The 18,072-nt window shown below is 49.7% G+C and carries 21 protein-coding genes; 8 read left to right on the top strand and 13 right to left on the bottom strand.

The window, feature by feature from the left end:
• Positions 1-27: 27 nt before the first annotated feature.
• Positions 28-486, bottom strand: coding sequence for a carboxymuconolactone decarboxylase family protein (locus ACTG2G_RS14820; RefSeq protein ID WP_421386722.1), 459 nt, complete (start codon positions 484-486; stop codon positions 28-30).
• An 80-nt stretch (positions 487-566) separates the two neighbouring features.
• Here ACTG2G_RS14820 and ACTG2G_RS14815 point away from each other — a divergent pair, with 80 nt between their 5' ends.
• The gene (locus ACTG2G_RS14815) at positions 567-1,043 is read left to right on the top strand and encodes a MarR family winged helix-turn-helix transcriptional regulator (protein WP_235587805.1); all 477 of its coding nucleotides are present in this window, start codon (positions 567-569) and stop codon (positions 1,041-1,043) included.
• A gap of 65 nt (positions 1,044-1,108) precedes the next feature.
• Here ACTG2G_RS14815 and ACTG2G_RS14810 read toward each other — a convergent pair whose 3' ends face one another.
• The 3 genes from ACTG2G_RS14810 to ACTG2G_RS14800 all read right to left on the bottom strand — a co-directional run bounded on the left by ACTG2G_RS14810 (position 1,109) and on the right by ACTG2G_RS14800 (position 4,108).
• Positions 1,109-1,435 (bottom strand): nuclear transport factor 2 family protein, encoded by a 327-nt coding sequence (locus ACTG2G_RS14810; protein ID WP_421386740.1) that lies wholly within the window; start codon positions 1,433-1,435, stop codon positions 1,109-1,111.
• Between the two features lie 179 nt (positions 1,436-1,614).
• Positions 1,615-3,204: a peptide chain release factor 3 gene (gene prfC, locus ACTG2G_RS14805; RefSeq protein WP_439985582.1), complete on the bottom strand. Its 1,590-nt coding sequence runs from the start codon at positions 3,202-3,204 to the stop codon at positions 1,615-1,617.
• Positions 3,205-3,460: 256 nt separating this feature from the next.
• Entirely contained in the window at positions 3,461-4,108 is a 648-nt protein-coding gene (locus ACTG2G_RS14800; RefSeq protein ID WP_000854920.1) for a LexA family protein, read from the bottom strand.
• Between the two features lie 117 nt (positions 4,109-4,225).
• Between ACTG2G_RS14800 and ACTG2G_RS14795 the strand changes: the two genes are divergently transcribed.
• The 7 genes from ACTG2G_RS14795 to eexR are packed head-to-tail and all read left to right on the top strand — an operon-like array spanning position 4,226 to position 7,898.
• Complete coding sequence (locus ACTG2G_RS14795; RefSeq protein ID WP_024015942.1) at positions 4,226-4,477, top strand: helix-turn-helix domain-containing protein; 252 nt, start codon at positions 4,226-4,228, stop codon at positions 4,475-4,477.
• A gap of 55 nt (positions 4,478-4,532) precedes the next feature.
• Positions 4,533-5,402, top strand: coding sequence for a hypothetical protein (locus tag ACTG2G_RS14790; RefSeq protein ID WP_040132807.1), 870 nt, complete (start codon positions 4,533-4,535; stop codon positions 5,400-5,402).
• A complete protein-coding gene (locus ACTG2G_RS14785; RefSeq protein ID WP_007105460.1) occupies positions 5,389-6,051 on the top strand; it encodes a DUF6475 domain-containing protein in 663 nt (220 codons plus the stop codon). Before ACTG2G_RS14790 ends, ACTG2G_RS14785 begins: the two co-directional genes overlap by 14 nt.
• Positions 6,038-6,586, top strand: coding sequence for a lytic transglycosylase domain-containing protein (locus ACTG2G_RS14780; RefSeq protein WP_040132806.1), 549 nt, complete (start codon positions 6,038-6,040; stop codon positions 6,584-6,586). Before ACTG2G_RS14785 ends, ACTG2G_RS14780 begins: the two co-directional genes overlap by 14 nt.
• The gene (locus ACTG2G_RS14775) at positions 6,583-6,882 is read left to right on the top strand and encodes a flagellar transcriptional regulator FlhD (RefSeq protein WP_000210563.1); all 300 of its coding nucleotides are present in this window, start codon (positions 6,583-6,585) and stop codon (positions 6,880-6,882) included. Before ACTG2G_RS14780 ends, ACTG2G_RS14775 begins: the two co-directional genes overlap by 4 nt.
• The gene (locus tag ACTG2G_RS14770; RefSeq protein WP_000566752.1) at positions 6,879-7,412 is read left to right on the top strand and encodes a FlhC family transcriptional regulator; all 534 of its coding nucleotides are present in this window, start codon (positions 6,879-6,881) and stop codon (positions 7,410-7,412) included. Before ACTG2G_RS14775 ends, ACTG2G_RS14770 begins: the two co-directional genes overlap by 4 nt.
• 54 nt (positions 7,413-7,466) lie before the next feature.
• The gene (gene eexR, locus ACTG2G_RS14765) at positions 7,467-7,898 is read left to right on the top strand and encodes an entry exclusion protein EexR (RefSeq protein WP_040132805.1); all 432 of its coding nucleotides are present in this window, start codon (positions 7,467-7,469) and stop codon (positions 7,896-7,898) included.
• 105 nt (positions 7,899-8,003) lie between these two features.
• On the opposite strand, the gene merA is transcribed toward eexR, so the two are convergent.
• The 9 genes from merA to ACTG2G_RS14720 form a co-directional block, all read right to left on the bottom strand.
• The gene (gene merA, locus ACTG2G_RS14760; protein ID WP_028867977.1) at positions 8,004-9,677 is read right to left on the bottom strand and encodes a mercury(II) reductase; all 1,674 of its coding nucleotides are present in this window, start codon (positions 9,675-9,677) and stop codon (positions 8,004-8,006) included.
• A 37-nt stretch (positions 9,678-9,714) separates the two neighbouring features.
• Complete coding sequence (gene merC / locus ACTG2G_RS14755) at positions 9,715-10,128, bottom strand: organomercurial transporter MerC (RefSeq protein WP_154622165.1); 414 nt, start codon at positions 10,126-10,128, stop codon at positions 9,715-9,717.
• A gap of 9 nt (positions 10,129-10,137) precedes the next feature.
• A complete protein-coding gene (merP, locus tag ACTG2G_RS14750; RefSeq protein WP_028867975.1) occupies positions 10,138-10,413 on the bottom strand; it encodes a mercury resistance system periplasmic binding protein MerP in 276 nt (91 codons plus the stop codon).
• 59 nt (positions 10,414-10,472) lie between these two features.
• Entirely contained in the window at positions 10,473-10,820 is a 348-nt protein-coding gene (locus ACTG2G_RS14745) for a mercuric transporter MerT family protein (RefSeq protein ID WP_028867974.1), read from the bottom strand.
• Between the two features lie 84 nt (positions 10,821-10,904).
• Positions 10,905-11,294: an Hg(II)-responsive transcriptional regulator gene (gene merR, locus ACTG2G_RS14740; protein WP_439985581.1), complete on the bottom strand. Its 390-nt coding sequence runs from the start codon at positions 11,292-11,294 to the stop codon at positions 10,905-10,907.
• Between the two features lie 97 nt (positions 11,295-11,391).
• On the bottom strand, positions 11,392-14,961 hold the full coding sequence (locus tag ACTG2G_RS14735) for a conjugal transfer protein TraG N-terminal domain-containing protein (protein ID WP_109247963.1): 3,570 nt from the start codon (positions 14,959-14,961) through the stop codon (positions 11,392-11,394).
• Positions 14,962-14,964: 3 nt separating this feature from the next.
• Positions 14,965-16,353, bottom strand: a complete 1,389-nt coding sequence (locus ACTG2G_RS14730; protein ID WP_024023020.1) for a conjugal transfer protein TraH — start codon at positions 16,351-16,353, stop codon at positions 14,965-14,967.
• A 2-nt stretch (positions 16,354-16,355) separates the two neighbouring features.
• On the bottom strand, positions 16,356-17,300 hold the full coding sequence (locus ACTG2G_RS14725) for a thioredoxin family protein (RefSeq protein ID WP_024023021.1): 945 nt from the start codon (positions 17,298-17,300) through the stop codon (positions 16,356-16,358).
• A 92-nt stretch (positions 17,301-17,392) separates the two neighbouring features.
• Positions 17,393-18,052 carry a hypothetical protein gene (locus ACTG2G_RS14720; RefSeq protein WP_439985580.1) on the bottom strand — a complete coding sequence of 220 codons (660 nt, stop codon included), beginning with the start codon at positions 18,050-18,052 and terminating at the stop codon, positions 17,393-17,395.
• Positions 18,053-18,072 lie beyond the last annotated feature (20 nt).

Here is an 18,072-nt window from a genome sequence, read left to right as displayed (position 1 = left end):
AATGCCGCCCTTTTGTTTGCCTGCCGCTCAAAGCTGGGCGGCAGGCGGCACGAAACGCAGCGCCACCCCAAGCCGATTCCAGCTGTTGATGGTGGCCACCGTCACCGATAGATGCACTATCTGGGCCTCGCTGAAGTGCTCACGCAGCTCGCCATAGAGTGCGTCGGGCACACCGTCCGGCGGCAGCCGGGTCAGGCTCTCGGTCCAGACCAGGGCCGCTCGCTCCGGGGCGCTGAATACGGTAGCGTCGCGCCAGGCCGCCAGCTGATCCAGCTTGGCCTGCCCCACCCCGCTGCAACGGGCGATGTTCAGGTGATACTGCAGGCAGAAGCTGCAACCGTTGAGCTGGGAGGCGCGCAGCTTCACCAGCTCGCTCAGGCTCTTGTCGAGGCCAGCCTCGCCCACCGCCTTGCCGGCGGCGATCAAGGCATCGTGAGCCGCCGGCAGCAGCTGGCGAAAGTCGGGGTAATCGATGCGGGTGCTCATTCTGGTATTCTCCTTGGGTATGATTTAATATCAGGGCACGAACAACATATCAGCACCCTGACATGATAAACAAGCCCCCCTTGAGTACAGAGTTGCCCATCCCTCTGCCCGCCCCCGGCGAGGGCAAGCGCGGCGAAGCGGGTCACCTCGGCTATCTGCTGCGCCAGGCCGCGGCCGCCCAGCGCCTGCGCATGGAGCGGGCGCTGGCGGACCTGCCCATCACGGCGCCCCAGTTTGCCCTGCTCACCATGCTGGATGCCTACCCCGGCAGCTCCAACGCCGAGCTCGCCCGCCTCACCCTGCTCACCCCCCAGACGGTGAGCCCCATGGTGACCAGTCTGGAGCGCAGCGGCCTGCTGGCCCGCACCCCTCACCTCCAGCATGGCCGTATCCAGCAGCTCAGTCTAAGCCCGGCGGGCGCCACGCTGCTGGCCGAGGCCAAGGCCAGGGTCGCCCGGCTGGAGCAGGAGCTGGCCGCCCCGCTGGCCGAGGAGGAGTTGCTGCTGGTCAAACGCTGGCTGGCGAACCTCGCCAGCGGCATGGAGGGTGAGGCCTGACGCCAGCCGGTGTACCGGACGGGGTTTGCAGTCAGGCCGAGGCAGACAGGGGCGCAGGGCGCCTTTCAGGTGGGGAAGTAGAACCAGGCTGTTTTAATAAGGCCCGCCTCCACTTCGAAGACAGCCATGCTCTCCAGCGGTTCAGGGGAGAGGCCATAGATCAACTCGTGATCAAACACCTTGTTGCCGATGACGGTTCTCGACAGCAGTTCGGCCCGCAGGGCCGGGTTGTTGAAACGATGCTCGGCATAGAAGGCTCTGAGCGCCCTCTTGCCCACTGTGCCCGGGCTCTCCGTCGGCATCCGGTATCCCTTGAACGCCTCGGAGAAGCAGGCCAGGAAGGCCTCGAGATCGTGGGCGTTGTAAGCTTGAAATTGTGCCTCGACGGGCAGTTAGACCGACATGCATCACTCCCTGAATCATGTAACAGCCTCCTTTTATAGGGTGCATTGCCCCCTTGTCGACGGGTGACGGCGGCTCAGCCCCCATCTGCGTCTTGAGCGCCATGCAAAAAAAGACCCCGCCTGGGCGGGGTCTTTTTTATCTTGTCTGCCTATCGGGCAAGCGCTTATCAGTGCTCGCGAGTCTGGCGGAACTCCACGTCGGGGTGACGCTCCTGAGCCAGGCGCAGGTTGACCATGGTCGGTGCGATATAGGTGAGGTTGTCACCGCCATCGAGGGCCAGGTTGACCTCGTTCTTGCGCTTGAACTCTTCGAACTTCTTGACGTCGGTCCCTTCCACCCAGCGGGCGGTGGAGACGTTGACCGCCTCGTAGATGGCCTCGACGTTGTACTCGCTCTTGAGGCGCGAAACCACCACGTCAAACTGCAGTACACCGACCGCACCGACGATGAGATCGTTGCTGATCAGCGGACGGAACACCTGTACCGCGCCCTCTTCGGAGAGCTGGACCAGCCCCTTGAGCAGCTGCTTCTGCTTGAGCGGATCGCGCAGACGGATGCGGCGGAACAGTTCCGGTGCAAAGTTCGGGATACCGGTGAACTTGAGATCTTCACCCTGGGTGAAGGTGTCGCCGATCTGGATGGTGCCGTGGTTGTGCAGACCGATGATGTCGCCAGCGAAGGCGTCTTCCGCCTGCTCCCGGTCACCGGCCATAAAGGTCACGGCGTCGGAGATGTTCACATCCTTGCCGATACGCACGTGGCGCATCTTCATGCCCTTGCTGTAGGTGCCTGACACGATACGCATAAAAGCGATACGGTCACGGTGTTTCGGATCCATGTTTGCCTGGATCTTGAACACGAAGCCGGAGAACTTCTCCTCGGTCGCCACCACTTCGCGGCTCTCGGCCTTGCGTGGCATGGGAGACGGCGCCCAGTCAGTCAGGCCATCCAGCATGTGGTCGACACCGAAGTTACCCAGTGCAGTACCGAAGAAGACCGGGGTCATCTCGCCAGCGATAAAGGCATCGTGATCGAACTCGGGAGAGGCGCCCTGCACCAGCTCCAGCTCGTCACGCAGTTGCTGAGCCAGATCTTCGCCGACGGCGGCATCCAGATCCGGGTTGTTCAGCCCCTTGACCACCCGCTTCTCCTGGATGGTGTGGCCCTGACCGCTCTGATAGAGATAGGTCTCATCCTTGTAGAGGTGATAGACACCCTTGAAGGATTTGCCACAGCCGATGGGCCAGGTGATGGGGGCGCACATGATCTTCAGCTCGCGCTCCACCTCGTCCATCACTTCCATCGGATCGCGCACTTCGCGGTCCAGCTTGTTCATGAAGGTGAGGATGGGGGTATCACGCAGACGGGTGACTTCCATCAGCTTGCGAGTCCGGTCTTCAACACCCTTGGCGGCGTCGATGACCATCAGGCAGCAGTCGACCGCCGTCAGGGTGCGGTAGGTATCTTCAGAGAAGTCCTCGTGACCCGGGGTATCGAGCAGGTTGACCAGACAATCGGCATAGGGGAACTGCATCACCGAGGTGGTGATGGAGATACCACGCTGCTTCTCCATCTCCATCCAGTCGGATTTGGCGTGCTGGCCCGAGCCACGGCCCTTGACGGTACCGGCGCGCTGAATGGCCTGTCCGAACAGCAGGACTTTCTCGGTGATGGTGGTTTTACCCGCATCCGGGTGCGAGATGATAGCAAAGGTCCTTCGCTTATTGATTTCATTAAGAAAATCTTGGTTTGCCATGTATAAATTCTTTTAGTTTGTACACGGATTTGTACACACTTTTGGAAGTACTCTCTTTTCAGTTCTTCGCTTGTCAAATCCGTCGTGTTAATCGTAATTGGCCGCTATTTTCGCTGATCTTGACTTTATAAACAATCAATGGTTATCTAATCGGTTACCATTTACTCTCAGCGTGCACCAATGCTCAGTTGTAGCTGTTTGCAATCGTTGCTTCTTCAGCTAATGAACAACTGTGGCTAAACCACAAATTCCTTCGCTACCAGAAATCGATGATAGCTTGTCGTACTACACCGATGATGGTGCAGTTGCCGTTGATCGGTATTGCAGGGTATTGCGGGTTCAAAGGTTTTAGATACTTCTGTTCACCATCAATAACCAACTGCTTAAAGGTTGCTTCTTTCGAATCATCCAAACGCGCAACAACCAATGAACCTGAAGAGTAAGGTAACTCAGGATCAACAACGATCACTGCCCCCTCAGGTATGGATTTTTTTCCGCTTGGATTTTCCATACTGTCGCCTTTTACGCGAAGTGCGAAACAACCCTCATGTGCTTTCCCAGTGACTTCACGCCACTCCTCAGCATCTTCATGGGCAAATCCCTCCGCTATTTCAGTCCAATCACCGGCCTGAACCCAGTTAATGAGAGGAATTCTTCCCTTAATATCAGGCCCGACTTCTACATTACCGACCCCCAAGCCAATCTCGCCATCACCTGTGGCGAGCCAATGAGCATTCACGCGAAGCGCCTCCGCGATCTGCATGGTGTAACGAGACCTAGCCGATTTACCAGAGCAAATCTGGCTGATCGACTGCTGTTTGATACCAATGCGACGAGCCAACTCAGACTGAGTTACCCCAGTAAGCTGCAAGGCATGGTTTAGTCGTTCGGATAAAGTTTTCATAAGCCCGCATTCTACAAATAAAACTGTAGTCTTTCAACAATTTTAACTGTTGACTTATCTACAGTTTAAACTGTAACATTCAATCTTGTAACAGTTATTATTGTAACAGGAGACGGTATGGAAGTGTTCAAAACGACACAAAAACATCTCCGCCGTGCCATTGACTTGGTCGGCGGGCAATCAGCATTAGCAAGAGCCATCAACTCAAAACAGCAAAACGTCTGGTTTTGGTTGAATAAATCAGGGCGTGTTCCCGCTGAATTCGTTTTACCCATCGAACAAGCTACGCAAGGACAGGTAACCCGATCTCAGTTAAGACCGGACATCTATCCCGAATGCCCAAGCGAGCTGAAAGCCAGTAACCAGTAGGATTAAGGGCAAATAATGGTCAGCATTTTACGTAAACACAAAAGCGAGTTCCTCCATGCGTGATTATGGCAAGGTCTATACCCGCTTTTGGCTAAAGCAAAATGTTTTGTCCTGGAGTGACTCAGCGAAGTTGCTAGGACTGTATTTGCTTACATGCCCACATTGTAATTTGCTTGGCTGCTTTCGACTGCCGATTGGTTACGTTGCTTCTGACTTGAACTGGGATGAGCAACAGGTTGCCAAGACGTTAAGTGAGTTAGAACAAGATCAGTTCCTGATTCGTTGCGAGGGATCTGGTTGGACTTTGATTCGAAGCTTTCTGAAGCACAACCCAATCGAAAACCCAAACCAAGGTAAGGCAGCCTTTCGGTTGCTTAAAGATGTACCTGCCGACTTCATTGGTATGGCATCGCTTTTGAAATCTCTTGCCGCTTTTCAAGCTCGGCTACCAGAAGAATTTTCATCATTGTTTATGCCTGATGGCAACCCGGTAAGGGACTCTCAACGGTCGGATGACTCTGAGAGAAGCAATAAACCAACAGTTAAAACTGTTGACCACATACAGTTTGAAGACTTCTGGGATGTACAAATACGCAAAGAAAAAAAAGCGAAAGCCAAAGAAGAATGGCTACGCATGGGCCTCAATGAAGACCATGAACTCGCCTTGGAAGTGCTAACACGCTGGAAAGAGCAACGAGACAACCGATTACAGTATCAAGATCGGACTAAGACCCCTATGCCACATAACTGGCTTTTAAACCGGCAATGGGAAGACGAGTACGTTCGCATTGATGAAGTACAGCAATCATCGACGAGCCTAAAGGGCAGCAATCACCAATTGAATATTGAAGAAAGCAATCGCCGCATTGCTGAAAGCTGGGCCGGACCAGGTATTCGGGAGGTTCGTTCAAGTGCAGGAGGTTGATAAACGCGAGTTTGCTGAAGTTTGGGGAGCAGCTTGGGCCATGTATGGCAAAAGCGTATCACCACAATTGCTATCCATCGCATTTGAAGCCCTTCGTGCTTATAGCATTGAAGAAGTGCGAATCGGTCTGACTCGGCATATTCAATCACCGGATACTGGGCAATTTTTTCCAAAGCCCGCTGACGTCATCAAGCATATCGACGGCAACTCAGGTTCAAGAGCCATGGTTGCTTGGAACAAAGTTGACAAGGCTGTTCGTCAGGTTGGCGCTTGGACATCCGTGATGTTTGACGATGCGCTTATCCACCGCGTGATTTCAGACATGGGTGGATGGGTTGAACTCTGCAAGGTTGATGACAGGGAATACCCCTTTAAGCAAAAAGAGTTTTTAACACGCTACCAGGCTTACTTGCTACGGGACGAAGTGGGTGAATACCCAAGGCTATTACAGGGTATTGCAGACCATCAGAACCAGCAAAAAGGATTTGATATGCAAGCGCCTGTTGCCGTAGGCGACTGGTCAAAAGCGGCACAAGTTTATACGAGAGGCATCGCCGACTTTAGCGCAGTGCCATTAAAAAGAATAAGCCCGAAAGCCATTCAGGCGCTTCTCGGAAATCAATTAGAGGACAAAAATGAAAACGATTAAAGCAAAAACCATTGCCCTAGTGATAGCCATGTCCGCAAGCACTTCAGTCTATGCGTTTCCGGGCTATCAGTGGGAAAAAGCAGCACAAAGCGTTGGTATTGATCCAGTCATGCTCTACGCCGTTGCCTTGGCTGAGTCGGCCTCACATCGTGGTCTCAACATGACCAGTCCATGGCCATACGCAATTCGCAATGGTTCAAACGCAACCTACGCCAAATCTAAGACAGAAGCAGAGCAACTGTTAAACCAGGCACTGCAAGAGACTGAAAAATATCAGCTCGATATTGGCCTTATGCAAATCAATTTGCATTGGCATGGGCATCGGGTGAGCTCAGCAGCGGAACTGCTAGACCCCATCACCAACCTTACGGTCGGCTCAAGTATTTTGGCCGAAGCAATCAAGTCTTCACCAAATGATTTAGAGCTTGGCATAGGCCGCTATCACAGTTGGAACGAAGATCGTGCACGCTGGTATGGGCAAAGAGTGCTTTCTATCTATCGCAATATTTTACATGAACTGGAGGTCCGTCAATGACAACCAATCAACAAGACTTCTATCAATTAAATTTGGCGTACCTACACGCAGCACGTGAATTGGCGCGCATTGATCCGCAAGAGGCGGTCTTGCGCTTTGGACTTACACGCGACGTGGTGGATGCACTGATTAATGCCGGTGTTGACGACCTGCAACGAGTGGCGACCTCATCATTCATGCTGTTTCAACCAAGGGGTAACCAAAGCCAACTGATTGAGATGGTGAAGAGCAAAGGTACAGGTATCCCAAGAATCGCTTATTTATTATCAACCCTAAACAACAAGGGGGATGCATGATTGATAACCTGTCCAAAAGTGAGCTGTTTACCCGAGCCTCGCTGCTTATTAAGTACGGATTTCGAACGACCATTATCGCGCTCGATACAGGTTTGCCAATCCACATTATCAGAAGGCTGCACAAAGAAGTGACTGGCAAGTCACCTTGTCCTGGTCAATTGCCAGAATCTGATGCCATCGTTAAAAGCAGAAGAGCCCTAGTTGAAGGCTCCCTGCTGATGGCGCTTTATGTCAATATTGGTGGTGATAATGTCTACAAGAAATTAAATATCGATGCTTTGATGAAGGCTTACGATGCGTACTTGGTTGCAAGAGAAGAGGCAGATCTTCCAGCTGAGATCCCCTGGAAAAAACTGACCATCAATGAAGGTTGGGTTCTAGCTCGTGATTTAAGATCACAGCTTGCATCCTTACACCGGTGTCGATGCGGCAGTCTGTATTTGACGGTATCTCAACAGCGCATTCAGCTTAAATGTCCTGTGTGTGAGATTATGGCCGAGCAAACCACTAGAGCACTTTTTGAGAACTAACATGCTGATGCATGATTTGATTGTGCACCGCCCGTGCACTTTGAGAGTACTAAGATGATAAAATTACTTAAATCTTTACCAGCACGCTGCTGGTTTATATCACTGGGGCTTTTTCTGGCGACTTTGGCTGCGGCTCATTTTTTTCCCTCAGAAATATTAACGGCATCTGCCAAGTTAGCGGCTTTGCCATTTCTGATTTGCACCGTCGTTTTTTTCAGCTACTTGGGATTCAAAGCGACCTGTAATCCCATCGGACTTATAGCCATCATCACTATGCTTGTAGCAATCGCATATTGGCAAGCGAGTTGGACAATTTTATGTGTCGGTTTAGCCTTCTTAGGCTTAAGCGGACTAATCCATTTATTTCAAAGACAACTGAAAGATACCGGTCGAGAACTAAGCCTGAGCGAAAAAAAATATTGGTACTGGGTAAACGAATTTGCAGATGGTCGCTCATCTATCCTCCCTAAAAAAACAAGGTCATAGTAAATTGACTGCTTTTTTACTTATACTCAAAAAATTGATTGGCACTTTCGTACTACGAATGAAAAATGCCATTTCCATCAATGAATACGGATCAACTCAAGTTCGTTACCCAGCACAACAGGACAGTTCTTTGACATCCTTGTTAAAGGTTTGGGCGCAGAGCTTCAAACCCTCCACCATAGTCAGGTAAGGGAAAAGCTGGTCGGCTAATTCCGTCACCGTCATACGGTTGCGGATCGCCAGCGCCGCACTCTGGATCAGTTCTCCACCTTCATGCGCCAGAATCTGCGCCCCGATCAGGCGGCCAGTGGCTTTTTCCGTCACCAATTTGATAAAACCATCGGTCTCGAAATTCGCCAGTGCGCGCGGCACGTTCTCCATCTCCAATACACGACTGTCGGTTTCAATGTCTTGTGCGTTGGCTTGCTCTTCCGTGAGCCCAACAGTTGCCACCTGGGGATCGGTAAAAATCACTGCTGGCATGGTGGATAGATCCAGTTTGGCGTATCCGCCCGTCATGTTGATGCCGGAACGGCTACCGGCGGCCGCGGCGACATAGACGAATTGCGGCATGTTGCAGCAGTCTCCGGCGGCGTAAATACCGGGAACATTCGTTTCCATGCGTTCGTTAACAACGATTTCGCCCTTTTTGTTGGTCGTAACACCCACCGCGCCCAGATTGAGTTGGCAAGTATTGGCGTGTCGCCCGGTGCTTACCAGCAAACGATCGCAGCGTAGATCGCCCGCGTTAGTTTCCAATGTAAATTGGCTTCCATCGTGGGTCACCTTGGTAGCTTGCGTACTGTTTAATACTCGAATGCCTTCTTTTTCAAAACATCCGGTGAGTTTTTCACCGAGCAAGGGATCTTCCCGATAAAGCAATGTATGTCTTGCTAATATGGTGACTTCACTGCCTAAACGGCGATAAGCCTGGGCAATTTCCAGCGCTACAACCGACGAACCAATCACGACCAGGTGCTGCGGCAATTCCTGAGCAAACAGCGCTTCGGTAGAGGTCCAATAAGGTGTTTCAGTTAAACCATCAATAGGAGGAATGGTTGGCGTGGAGCCGGTAGCGATCAGGATTTTATCGGCGTGAACTGCCTGCTCGGTTCCATCATTTTTTCTGACTATCAGGGTGTTGGCATTTTTAAATTGCGCCCAACCTTTAAGTAAACTAAGCGCAGGATTTGTCTCCAGAATATTCTGGTACTTTGCCGCGCGCAGCTCTTCGACCCGAGCGGTCTGCTGCTGAGTCAACAAGGCTCGACTCAATTGGGGCGCATGATTTTCCAGTCCGGTAAAGGGATTATTGCGTTGCTGCTGAGCCAATTGAGCGGCGCGGATTAGAATTTTTGAGGGTACGCAGCCGACATTCACGCAACAGCCGCCAATCACATCGGCTCCCTCAATAAGAGTGACCTTGGCACCACCTTCAGCGGCTTTAATAGCGCAGGCAAAAGCGCCGGAACCCGTACCGATAATCGCCACATGTTGAGTTTGGTTGCTTTCAGTGTTGCTTGCATTTTCGTTGTCACAGCAGTCGTTCGGTGAAGTAATTTCTTTTGCAGTGCCAGTGGATTCTTTTGCGATATAACCGAGAGCTTCTATTGCTCCAATGAGAACGGTTACGCTGACCCCACCGTTCGTGGTGATCGTTGCTCTGGCGTTTTCATAAGATATTTCAACCTTATTAACGCCTTCGATCGCATCGAGTGCTTCTTTAACGTGGGCGACGCAACTTGGACAGGTCATCCCTTCTATCGATAGTAAGATCATTCGTTTTCCTCAAATAGTAGTCAGGCATTGCGTCGTGTTAAACAGCACAGCTGTCATCATCACAGCGTTTATTCGCCGGTGAAAAAATATCCCAAAGCGATACGGCAACCATCAGGCCTAATGCTGAATAGGTGACATAGCTGCTCCAGCCGTACTGGAAAAACGGATAGAGCGATAACAGCAATAAAATGGGGCCGGCCACACCCAGCGCACTACGGTGCCATTGCCGGTGGCTGAACCAGCCAAGTCCGTTGAGTACCAAGGCAATCCAGGCAAACAGGGGTAATAGCGTGCTAACAAACAGACCTTCCCATTGGCTGAGAAAACCCAGTCCTACCGCAGCGCCCAGACTGGCAATGGCCGGGAAACACATGGCGCATCCCATAGCAGAAACCAGCGCGCCCAATGAGCTAATCTTATCGCCGAACCGGGTCAGTAACCGTATTAGCATTTCTATGCTTTACTCCTTGAGCGTTGACGGATAACCCGCGTTAGTGGTGGCTTCGGTCAGTGCTTTTACCGTGGTTTTTTCGTCGTCGAAGGTGACCACCGCCAGTTTGGTCTTAAAGGTCACTTCGGCTTTACTGACGCCATCGACTTTTTGTAAGGCTTTTTCCACGGTAAAGGGACAGGTCACACAGTTCATGGTTGGGACTTCCAAAGTAACTGTTTTCGGGGCAGCTAAAGCGTTCAGGCTGGTCAGTACGAACAGGGACATTAGGGCGAGTGTTTTCATAATTTTCTCCAAGAGCAAGCCATAAAGATTTAATCAAAATAAAAGGTTAGAAATCGTCATCAGGCAAACCAGACAATCCAATAATTACTGGTGACTAAAACCAACGCAGTCAGTGCCGTTAACCAAAAGATCACCTGCCGACGTTTTCGCACTTGAGGAACTGCACAGGCGGTGCCTGGCTCACAGTCCTCGACGGGGCGATAGACCTTCCAGCCTGCGAAGCCAAATAAGGCTAAAACCAGCAGGATAAAAATGGGACGATAAGGTTCTAACAAGGTTAAATTACCAATCCAGGAGCCACTCACGCCTAGCAGCAACAAGACGAAAGGACCAGCGCAGCAAAGACCAGCGCCAATAGCGGCAATAACACCGCCGATGATTGGAAAGTTGGGATTACTTTTTGACATAACTCACTCTACTTATCGTACTTTAGTAAAACAAGCTTAAACCCCGTACCCAACTACGGAGTCAAGATAAAATTTGACTCATTATTAATCTTCAGGAAGTAGGGAATCAATAATGGGACAGTGGGATTGGTTAGTATTAGAATTACACTCATTCAATAATTCTGTGAGAACGGTTTCTAAGCGGCGAAGACCTGCTATTTTGGCTTTCACACTTGCAAGCTTGTGTAAAGTCATTTCTTGCACTTCTATACAGGGAGTGTCATTAAGGCTGAGTAAATTGGAGATTTCTTCCAAAGTGAACCCAAGATCTTGGGAACGTTTAATGAATTTTATTCGGTTTAATGTTGCCAAAGGATAAAGTCGGTAGCCTAGATGCGGTTTTTCAGGTTTTTCTATAAGACCACGTCGTTCGTAATAACGAACAGTCTCAATATTGATACTAGCTTGTTCGGCTAATTTTCCAATTGTGTACATGTGATATATTTCTCCGTATCTAAGTACGGAGAAATATATCCCTATCTACGTAATTAAGCCATAAAACTTCGTTAGCCTTGAGCTTCTACTCCTTGTTTTATTTATTTCCTGATGCCTGGTTATATGCCCTAATATCGATCAAGTTGTTCTGAGCATAATCTCCCGCAAGGGATGCATTTGAGATCACTGCAATCTGCTTATCCACAAATGCTTTATCTTCATCAGACACACTGTCAGAGATGTAAGCGCCACTCTCATCCTTTTGACGATACTCATTTAGCATTTGCTCCCTTAGACCAAGCATTTCAGGCGACCAACTCGATGAGTCTTCAGAATTGAAAACGCGCCCCGCCAAACCTTCATTGAAAGCTTGAGCGAAAACTTGACTTTGAATCGGGGTCAATCCCATTCTCTGCCCTTCGCTGTATGCTTCCTGTTTAAAATCATCAGCATACTGCTCTAGAAACTCACCATATCGATTGTTAACTGCCGCACCGAATGCCCCCGCCAACATGGCTTCAGACTTAGTGCCCCAGTTTACTTCGGAGGCATACTGCGAACTCGATCCACTGTATGCATCATTAAACGCCGTCAATGGGTTTTCCAAAGAGGTTCCTGCATCAACGGCGGCTTTTAAGCCATCCCAGGTTGATTTGCTGGCCACAGTAGCGTTGTGCAAGAAACCTCGTGAGCCAGGATCTTCAAGCGCTTGTTCTTTGTAACTCTCATAGTCTTCGCCAAAGTGATTCAGGGTATGCAGAGCTGCATCAGTATGCTTGCCACTGAAATCACCGATAGCACTGGCGCTGTTGAAGAACATTTCAGCACCTGAGACTCCGCTATCATCAGCCATAATGCGAGATCGCCACTGAGAGCCAGCTTCACTGTTGAGTCCAGATTGATAGGTACTTGTGTCAGAAGCTACGGCCTGCTGGGCTTGTTGCTGATGCGCATTCAGCTGTCCATCTACACCAGAAAGATTGGTTTGGTAAGCGGATTGAGCCGAATTGAACTGCGTTTGAACTGTTGCAGCATCCTCATAGCCTCCCAGAACACCGGATTCAACTTGGCTTTGAGTGCCACCAAAAGTAGGTGCAGTTGATGACAAGCCTTCATTAGAGCGTGGCTGAATAGATCGTAAATCGGCTCCGGTAGCCATGGCCATAACAGTCATTGCTGCTTGATAGTCATTGTCTCGTTCAGCGGGCGTCGAGGAGTTGCTATAGGTTAAAGACTCCATAGCTGCGGCCACATACGCCTGATTATCATCAGGTAGCAAGCGCTGATACATTGGAAGGTTTTCACGTAATCGGTTACCTGCTTCAACATGCTGGTTCATATAGCGACCTAAATAATCCATGACTTCAGGATTATCCGCTGCTAATCGAGTTAACGTCGCACCATCCGTGTTCCTTTGTCCTGATAGACTGTAGCTGGCCTGATCAAGCTCACTAAAGCGGTTTGATGCCGTGATAACGTCTTGTGCTGAACTCTGAAGTGACTGATAGTCTTGGTTAGACAACGACATTTCAACGCCAGAACGTCTTGAATCTGAAAGGTCCTTAACCATTGCATCGCGATACTCAGCACGTCGTGAATCACTCGATGCCAAGCTTTGCATCTCCCCAGTGAGCGTATTTGCGGTCGTAGATCGAGAACTGCCTTCTGACGACTCAACTTGGCCACTAAAGTTTCCACCTAAATCCAAGCCTGCTCGTAGCCGTGATATTTTTGGCACTCTTGAGGATTCAGGCTTATCGACTCCAGGCAAGTTACCTTGTGGGGAGTCATTCCCCCCTGTACCAAGTAATCTTCCCAAGAACCCTTTATCTGCTACTTCTTTATCACCGGTATTTGTAATGGTTCCATCTCCACCGACCCTTAGGCCTCCCGATAACACGCCCGATACCAAGCCACGTACAGCGTCTTTTTTATCGTCTCCGAAACCATACCGTGTTTGCAGGTCATCAGTAACCTGATTAACAACGGCGCTAGATGCGGAATTAGAAGAACCGATCTGACGTCCAACTGAAGACAGGTTGTCGTAACTTAGCTTTTCACCAAAGGTTCGACTCATGGTATTGCCAACCTGACGGCTAAAGGCTTGAGTTGCCTGAGTCATGGATTCTTTTGCAGAGCCGACCATTGAACCCACCGCATTTCCGACAGAGAAACTGCTAAGTAGGTTTGACGCGCCGGTCATAGCAGAACCAGTGAGGGCTGAATTTTGGAACATTGACTGTGATTGCATCACCGGGGCATTTTTCGCGACATCTGGACTTGCCATCTTTTCATCAATGGCATCACCGTTTTGAAGACGTCCAGCCAAGTGGGTTGCAGTTATTGCTGAGCCATACACGAGCATGAGCGAAATTGCCGGAACACTCGACGCCAACATGCCGCCAGTAGCTATCCAGGTTTGCAGCACTGAATCCATCTGCATCATCCCAGCAAAAGATGGCACTTCTGTACCTGCAAAGGCATCAAGAGCCGACATTTTCCCTGCAACGGTTAAATGAATATACAGGTTAATGATAGCCATGACAGGCATCCAAAGTTGAATCCAAAGCAGGATTAACAAGTACTTCCCAGCCATTCGCATCCCGATTTGGCCAAGGGCTATCACAAAGGCCATCAAAGGGGTGATGGCGTAAATGAAACCCTCAAAAAACGTCATCATCGGACGAACGATACTTTGGAAAAGAGTCTGCTCCGCCGCCCATTGTGTATTGCGCTGTTCAATCGCTTGATTAACCATAACGGCGGCGGTGAAAGCTTGATCATCCATATACTTGCCCGTCACGCTTTGCTCATAAATAGGCAAAAGCACTGACGCGGTCATGTACTCTTGGGTGTTAACCGAAGCCAAACCAAGGTTATTCAGTGCATTTCGGATCACGTCATCAGTGTCAGTGGCTGACGAAGTCCCCAATGAGGCTGACAGAACCTGTTTAAGCCTCGGAATGAAGGTTGATTCTGTCATGAGTTTCAGTTGGCTATAGGCATCGGTGCAGTCCAGATCGCTACTGCTACCACTGAGCATGATGCGTGTGCCATATATGCGCGAATCAAACCTAATCGCAGTCATCGGGTTAGGATCACTCAGCACCTGATCTAGGTTCTTTTGGCCGATGTCGATGCCAATCAAGGTGCATTCTTTGATGTAGTTAAACCACGATTGCTCGATATCTGAGCCACCGACACGATTTGCATCACCCAACCCCGAGCGATCCATCACCTGTTTTCTCACTTTAATCAGTGACTGTAAACTGGATGCAAAGCCGTATTCCGTCATGGCGGGAGTTGAGAACGCCGTTTCAAACAATCGCGTGATTTGAAAGCCGACAGTTGAAATCGTACTGCCTGCGGCAGCAACACCGATGGGCACATTATCAACCACTCGAACTTGTCCCGTGTACGCATCCTCAATGCTCACTCGGGTACTGGGTCCAAACATGGTTGCAAAGACTAACCATGAGACTAAAACGTGTTGAAAGTTAATGCCACGACCGCCTTGCATTAAGGCCTGAACAGAGACCATCAATACCCCAATGAGCAAGCCAATGCGAACCATTGAAGTAAAGTCGCCTGTACCAGTAATCATCGCGACAGCGTTCAAGACCTGCTCTAAAAATGCCGAATCCCCGATGGAATAGATCTCCCACATGACCTATTCCCCCAGTGCCGTAGATTTAACGGTGTAATAACGCTGTTTGCGAATGGTCTGAATCACCTGGTTAAAATGCGCCAGCAATTCTTGCTCTGAGCCGTATCTTCGCTGCAACGCAGCGTACTCCTCATTGATTTGGCGACGTGCACGTTCAAGGTCTTCCGTTAATAACTTCGCATAGGCATGATCTTCCACACCGGAGGTACTTCTAGCTGCATTGAGCATGTCTTCAACCAATGCTCGCGCCATCTCAACAGCAATAAATGGTGCCGTTCGTGAAGCAAACGACCTAGCGGCCCCTTCATTTAATGCAGAAAGTGTTCGAATCATGCCGCCAATGCTCGCAGGAGCCGATGTCATAAAAGCCTTTTCGGTGGTGCTAGCAGCTCCTGTATTTCGAGCAAACTTAAAAATAATGCCGTTACTGGAACCTGTACCAAGAAGTAAATTTTCTACTTGGGTTGATAACCCCGTCAGGGTCACGTTAGTGATTGTCGGATTCAGACAGCCGTCTTGTGTCACTGTGTCACATCGGTACATAGCGACGTTACCGCCGTGAATTAGATGCTCAATAGTCACTTTATTGCCATTCAGTCTGGTCAGTTTCGGGGCTTTACCTTGGCCATCAGCGGCATTAGCTAGATCACCAACAATGATCGAACCAGTCACCGACATAACTGCTTCAAGAAAACGGTCATCCCCCGATGCAAACCAGCTTGATGCCGAATGACGTTTCAGTGCTCGCCAAACCAAATTACCTTTAATCGTTCTGTTTACATCAGATGCCGCGACACTCGAAGCGTTCTCATATGGGTTCTTACCATTGGACTCACTCCAACTGGTAAAAATGTCCCCAGCCCCTTTAAGTGAGCTCAACATGCTGGCTTCTGTTTGCCCCTTTTTACCAAAAGCAGCCAGGGTATCGTTCACGACTCCCTGAGCCATTTGACAGGAATTACCAAAATACTCGTTCAACTGCTGGATTTTCTTTTGCAGTGTCTCCATGTGCTGAGAGCATTTCTCACACATAGCACTGAGCGCCAATTGGAATGCATACCCCTTGGCGTTTGCAGCAACAGAGCGAAGTAATTGAACAAACTGATCCGCGTTAACAAATGACAAACTTCCCGCGAACATATCAATGCCGCCACAACCGGCTTGGAATGACGGTGGCACCATAGAGACGAGGTTCTCGTTCATGATCCTGTTACGAACAACAACGCTTCCTCCAGATATAACGCCACGCCGCTGACTCTCGAATACACCAGGCGCAGTGGTGTTGGTCATTGAACCAAACAACTGGTTCATCTCCTGTTGCAAGCTTGCTTGGCTCATAGATGAAAAACCAATCGCACAGGCGATTAGCGATACTCGGATTACTTTTTTCATTGTTATAACCCTCCTTGTGCACGCAGATAGCGAACAAGGAACTCAGGGTCCTGTAATATCTTTTCGTTAAGCTCTTGGGCTGACATCGCGAGTGACACGCCGGGTTGAACAGGTCTGGTGGCATAGTAAGTTTGATCGTCAATCCAACCGGCTTGATGGGCTGCGAGAATGATTCGATTATTGAGCTCATCAAGGCTCATTGCGCCTTGTCCAATCGGAGTAATAACGTTAGGCGGGTCAACTAAGAACACGGCAGGGACAGTCGTAACGGACAAGGATTGTGCTTGTCCTGAATCGACTTTGTAATTGGGAAACTCTCCACCGGGTAAAGGCAAGCCATCGACAGCAATAGCAAACACCTCGAACCCATAGTTCAAGGCCATAGATTCGATGATAGGCGCTTGAGCATGGCAATAAGGGCAATCCGAACGATAGAAAAAGAACAAACCAGCCCGCTTCGCTACTTCACCTAAAGCTACATCACGTTGAGCGCCAGCTTCTCGATCCATCCGATTGGCAGCATAGGTCGCCAAGGGTCTGCGACTGATTTCATCCAAAACAGGATCGCCCATGACCACCTGCTGACTAACATCAGCAAACTGTGAGCCCTTATCCATCATGACGCGCTGGAGATACAGATAGGCTCTGACGTTCTCATTCGTCGGCTCATCAATTGCCTTGTCCATGAACGACTGCATGTGCTCACGAAACCAGGCAGCACTGAAAGGCTTTAGCCCGTCCTTAGTGGGCTCCACAACACCAGATTTCGGCTTCATTAGGTCTTCAGACTCGGCTGGCTCGGGAATGACCTGATACCAAAACCAACCTTCCTGACCACGCTGATAGAATTGCCCATCACTAGCATAGGCGGGCAAGATGAATAGAAAGAAAATAATGATTGGGATGGTCACCCATAGGATGAACCAAGGTAACAAAGGCGTTCTCATTGTCAGCTCCAGAAATTTCACAGAGCTAACATGCTAAAGATCCCCGTAAGAGCGATTGGCCAGATAGATGAAGGAATCGTGTGTGTTTCTGACTATCTATTAAACACTGTTACTAACGTAAGTGCTTTGGCTGATGGCACCATCACAAAGTGCATACCAGAGCTCCCATGACACCAAAACTCTGCCTGTACGAAATATTTTTTTGCTTTCTTTGAAGCTATACATTCTGGCAATAAAGATTTTGCCAATTCTGTGCTACACAATTTAGCGCACAAAGCCTTCCAAGGATGCTTAGGTACACCGCCTGAAAGCCGTTCCACAAACCTTTCCAGTGCATGACGAGTCACCACGACAGGCCCAATGTTCGGAACGTTGATGACCTCATCGATTTCTCTCACGGTAGCATTATCGACGCTGTATTCTTCGAAGGAATATGAGAGCCAATCTTCCCGTTTCTCTACCGATATCTGTGCTTCCTGGTATCGAGTGAGCAAAAACCTAGTCAGGCTGTAAAGTGAATGCTGAGTTGAGCGTTGTTTCTGTAACTTTTTGATAGCTCCTTTACTGACCCGGATTTGAAGCCCATTACCGCTTCGGTTACTCCCCATCACCTCTTTCACTGACAGTAGGTGATGAATCGCATAGAGCTCAGCTGCAATTGGCTTTTGCTGCTCAGTTAGCTTGTCGTATTGCTCACCTAAATCGACCTTTAGTTCACCACCTCTAGATTGGCCCCTTGAAGATCCAGACACTTCGCCCCTCTTAACTTAAG

The sequence above is a fragment of the Aeromonas sp. 55A genome (assembly GCF_051919665.1).
Lineage (GTDB): Bacteria > Pseudomonadota > Gammaproteobacteria > Enterobacterales > Aeromonadaceae > Aeromonas > Aeromonas veronii.
This window is presented reverse-complemented; position numbering and strand designations above follow the sequence as displayed.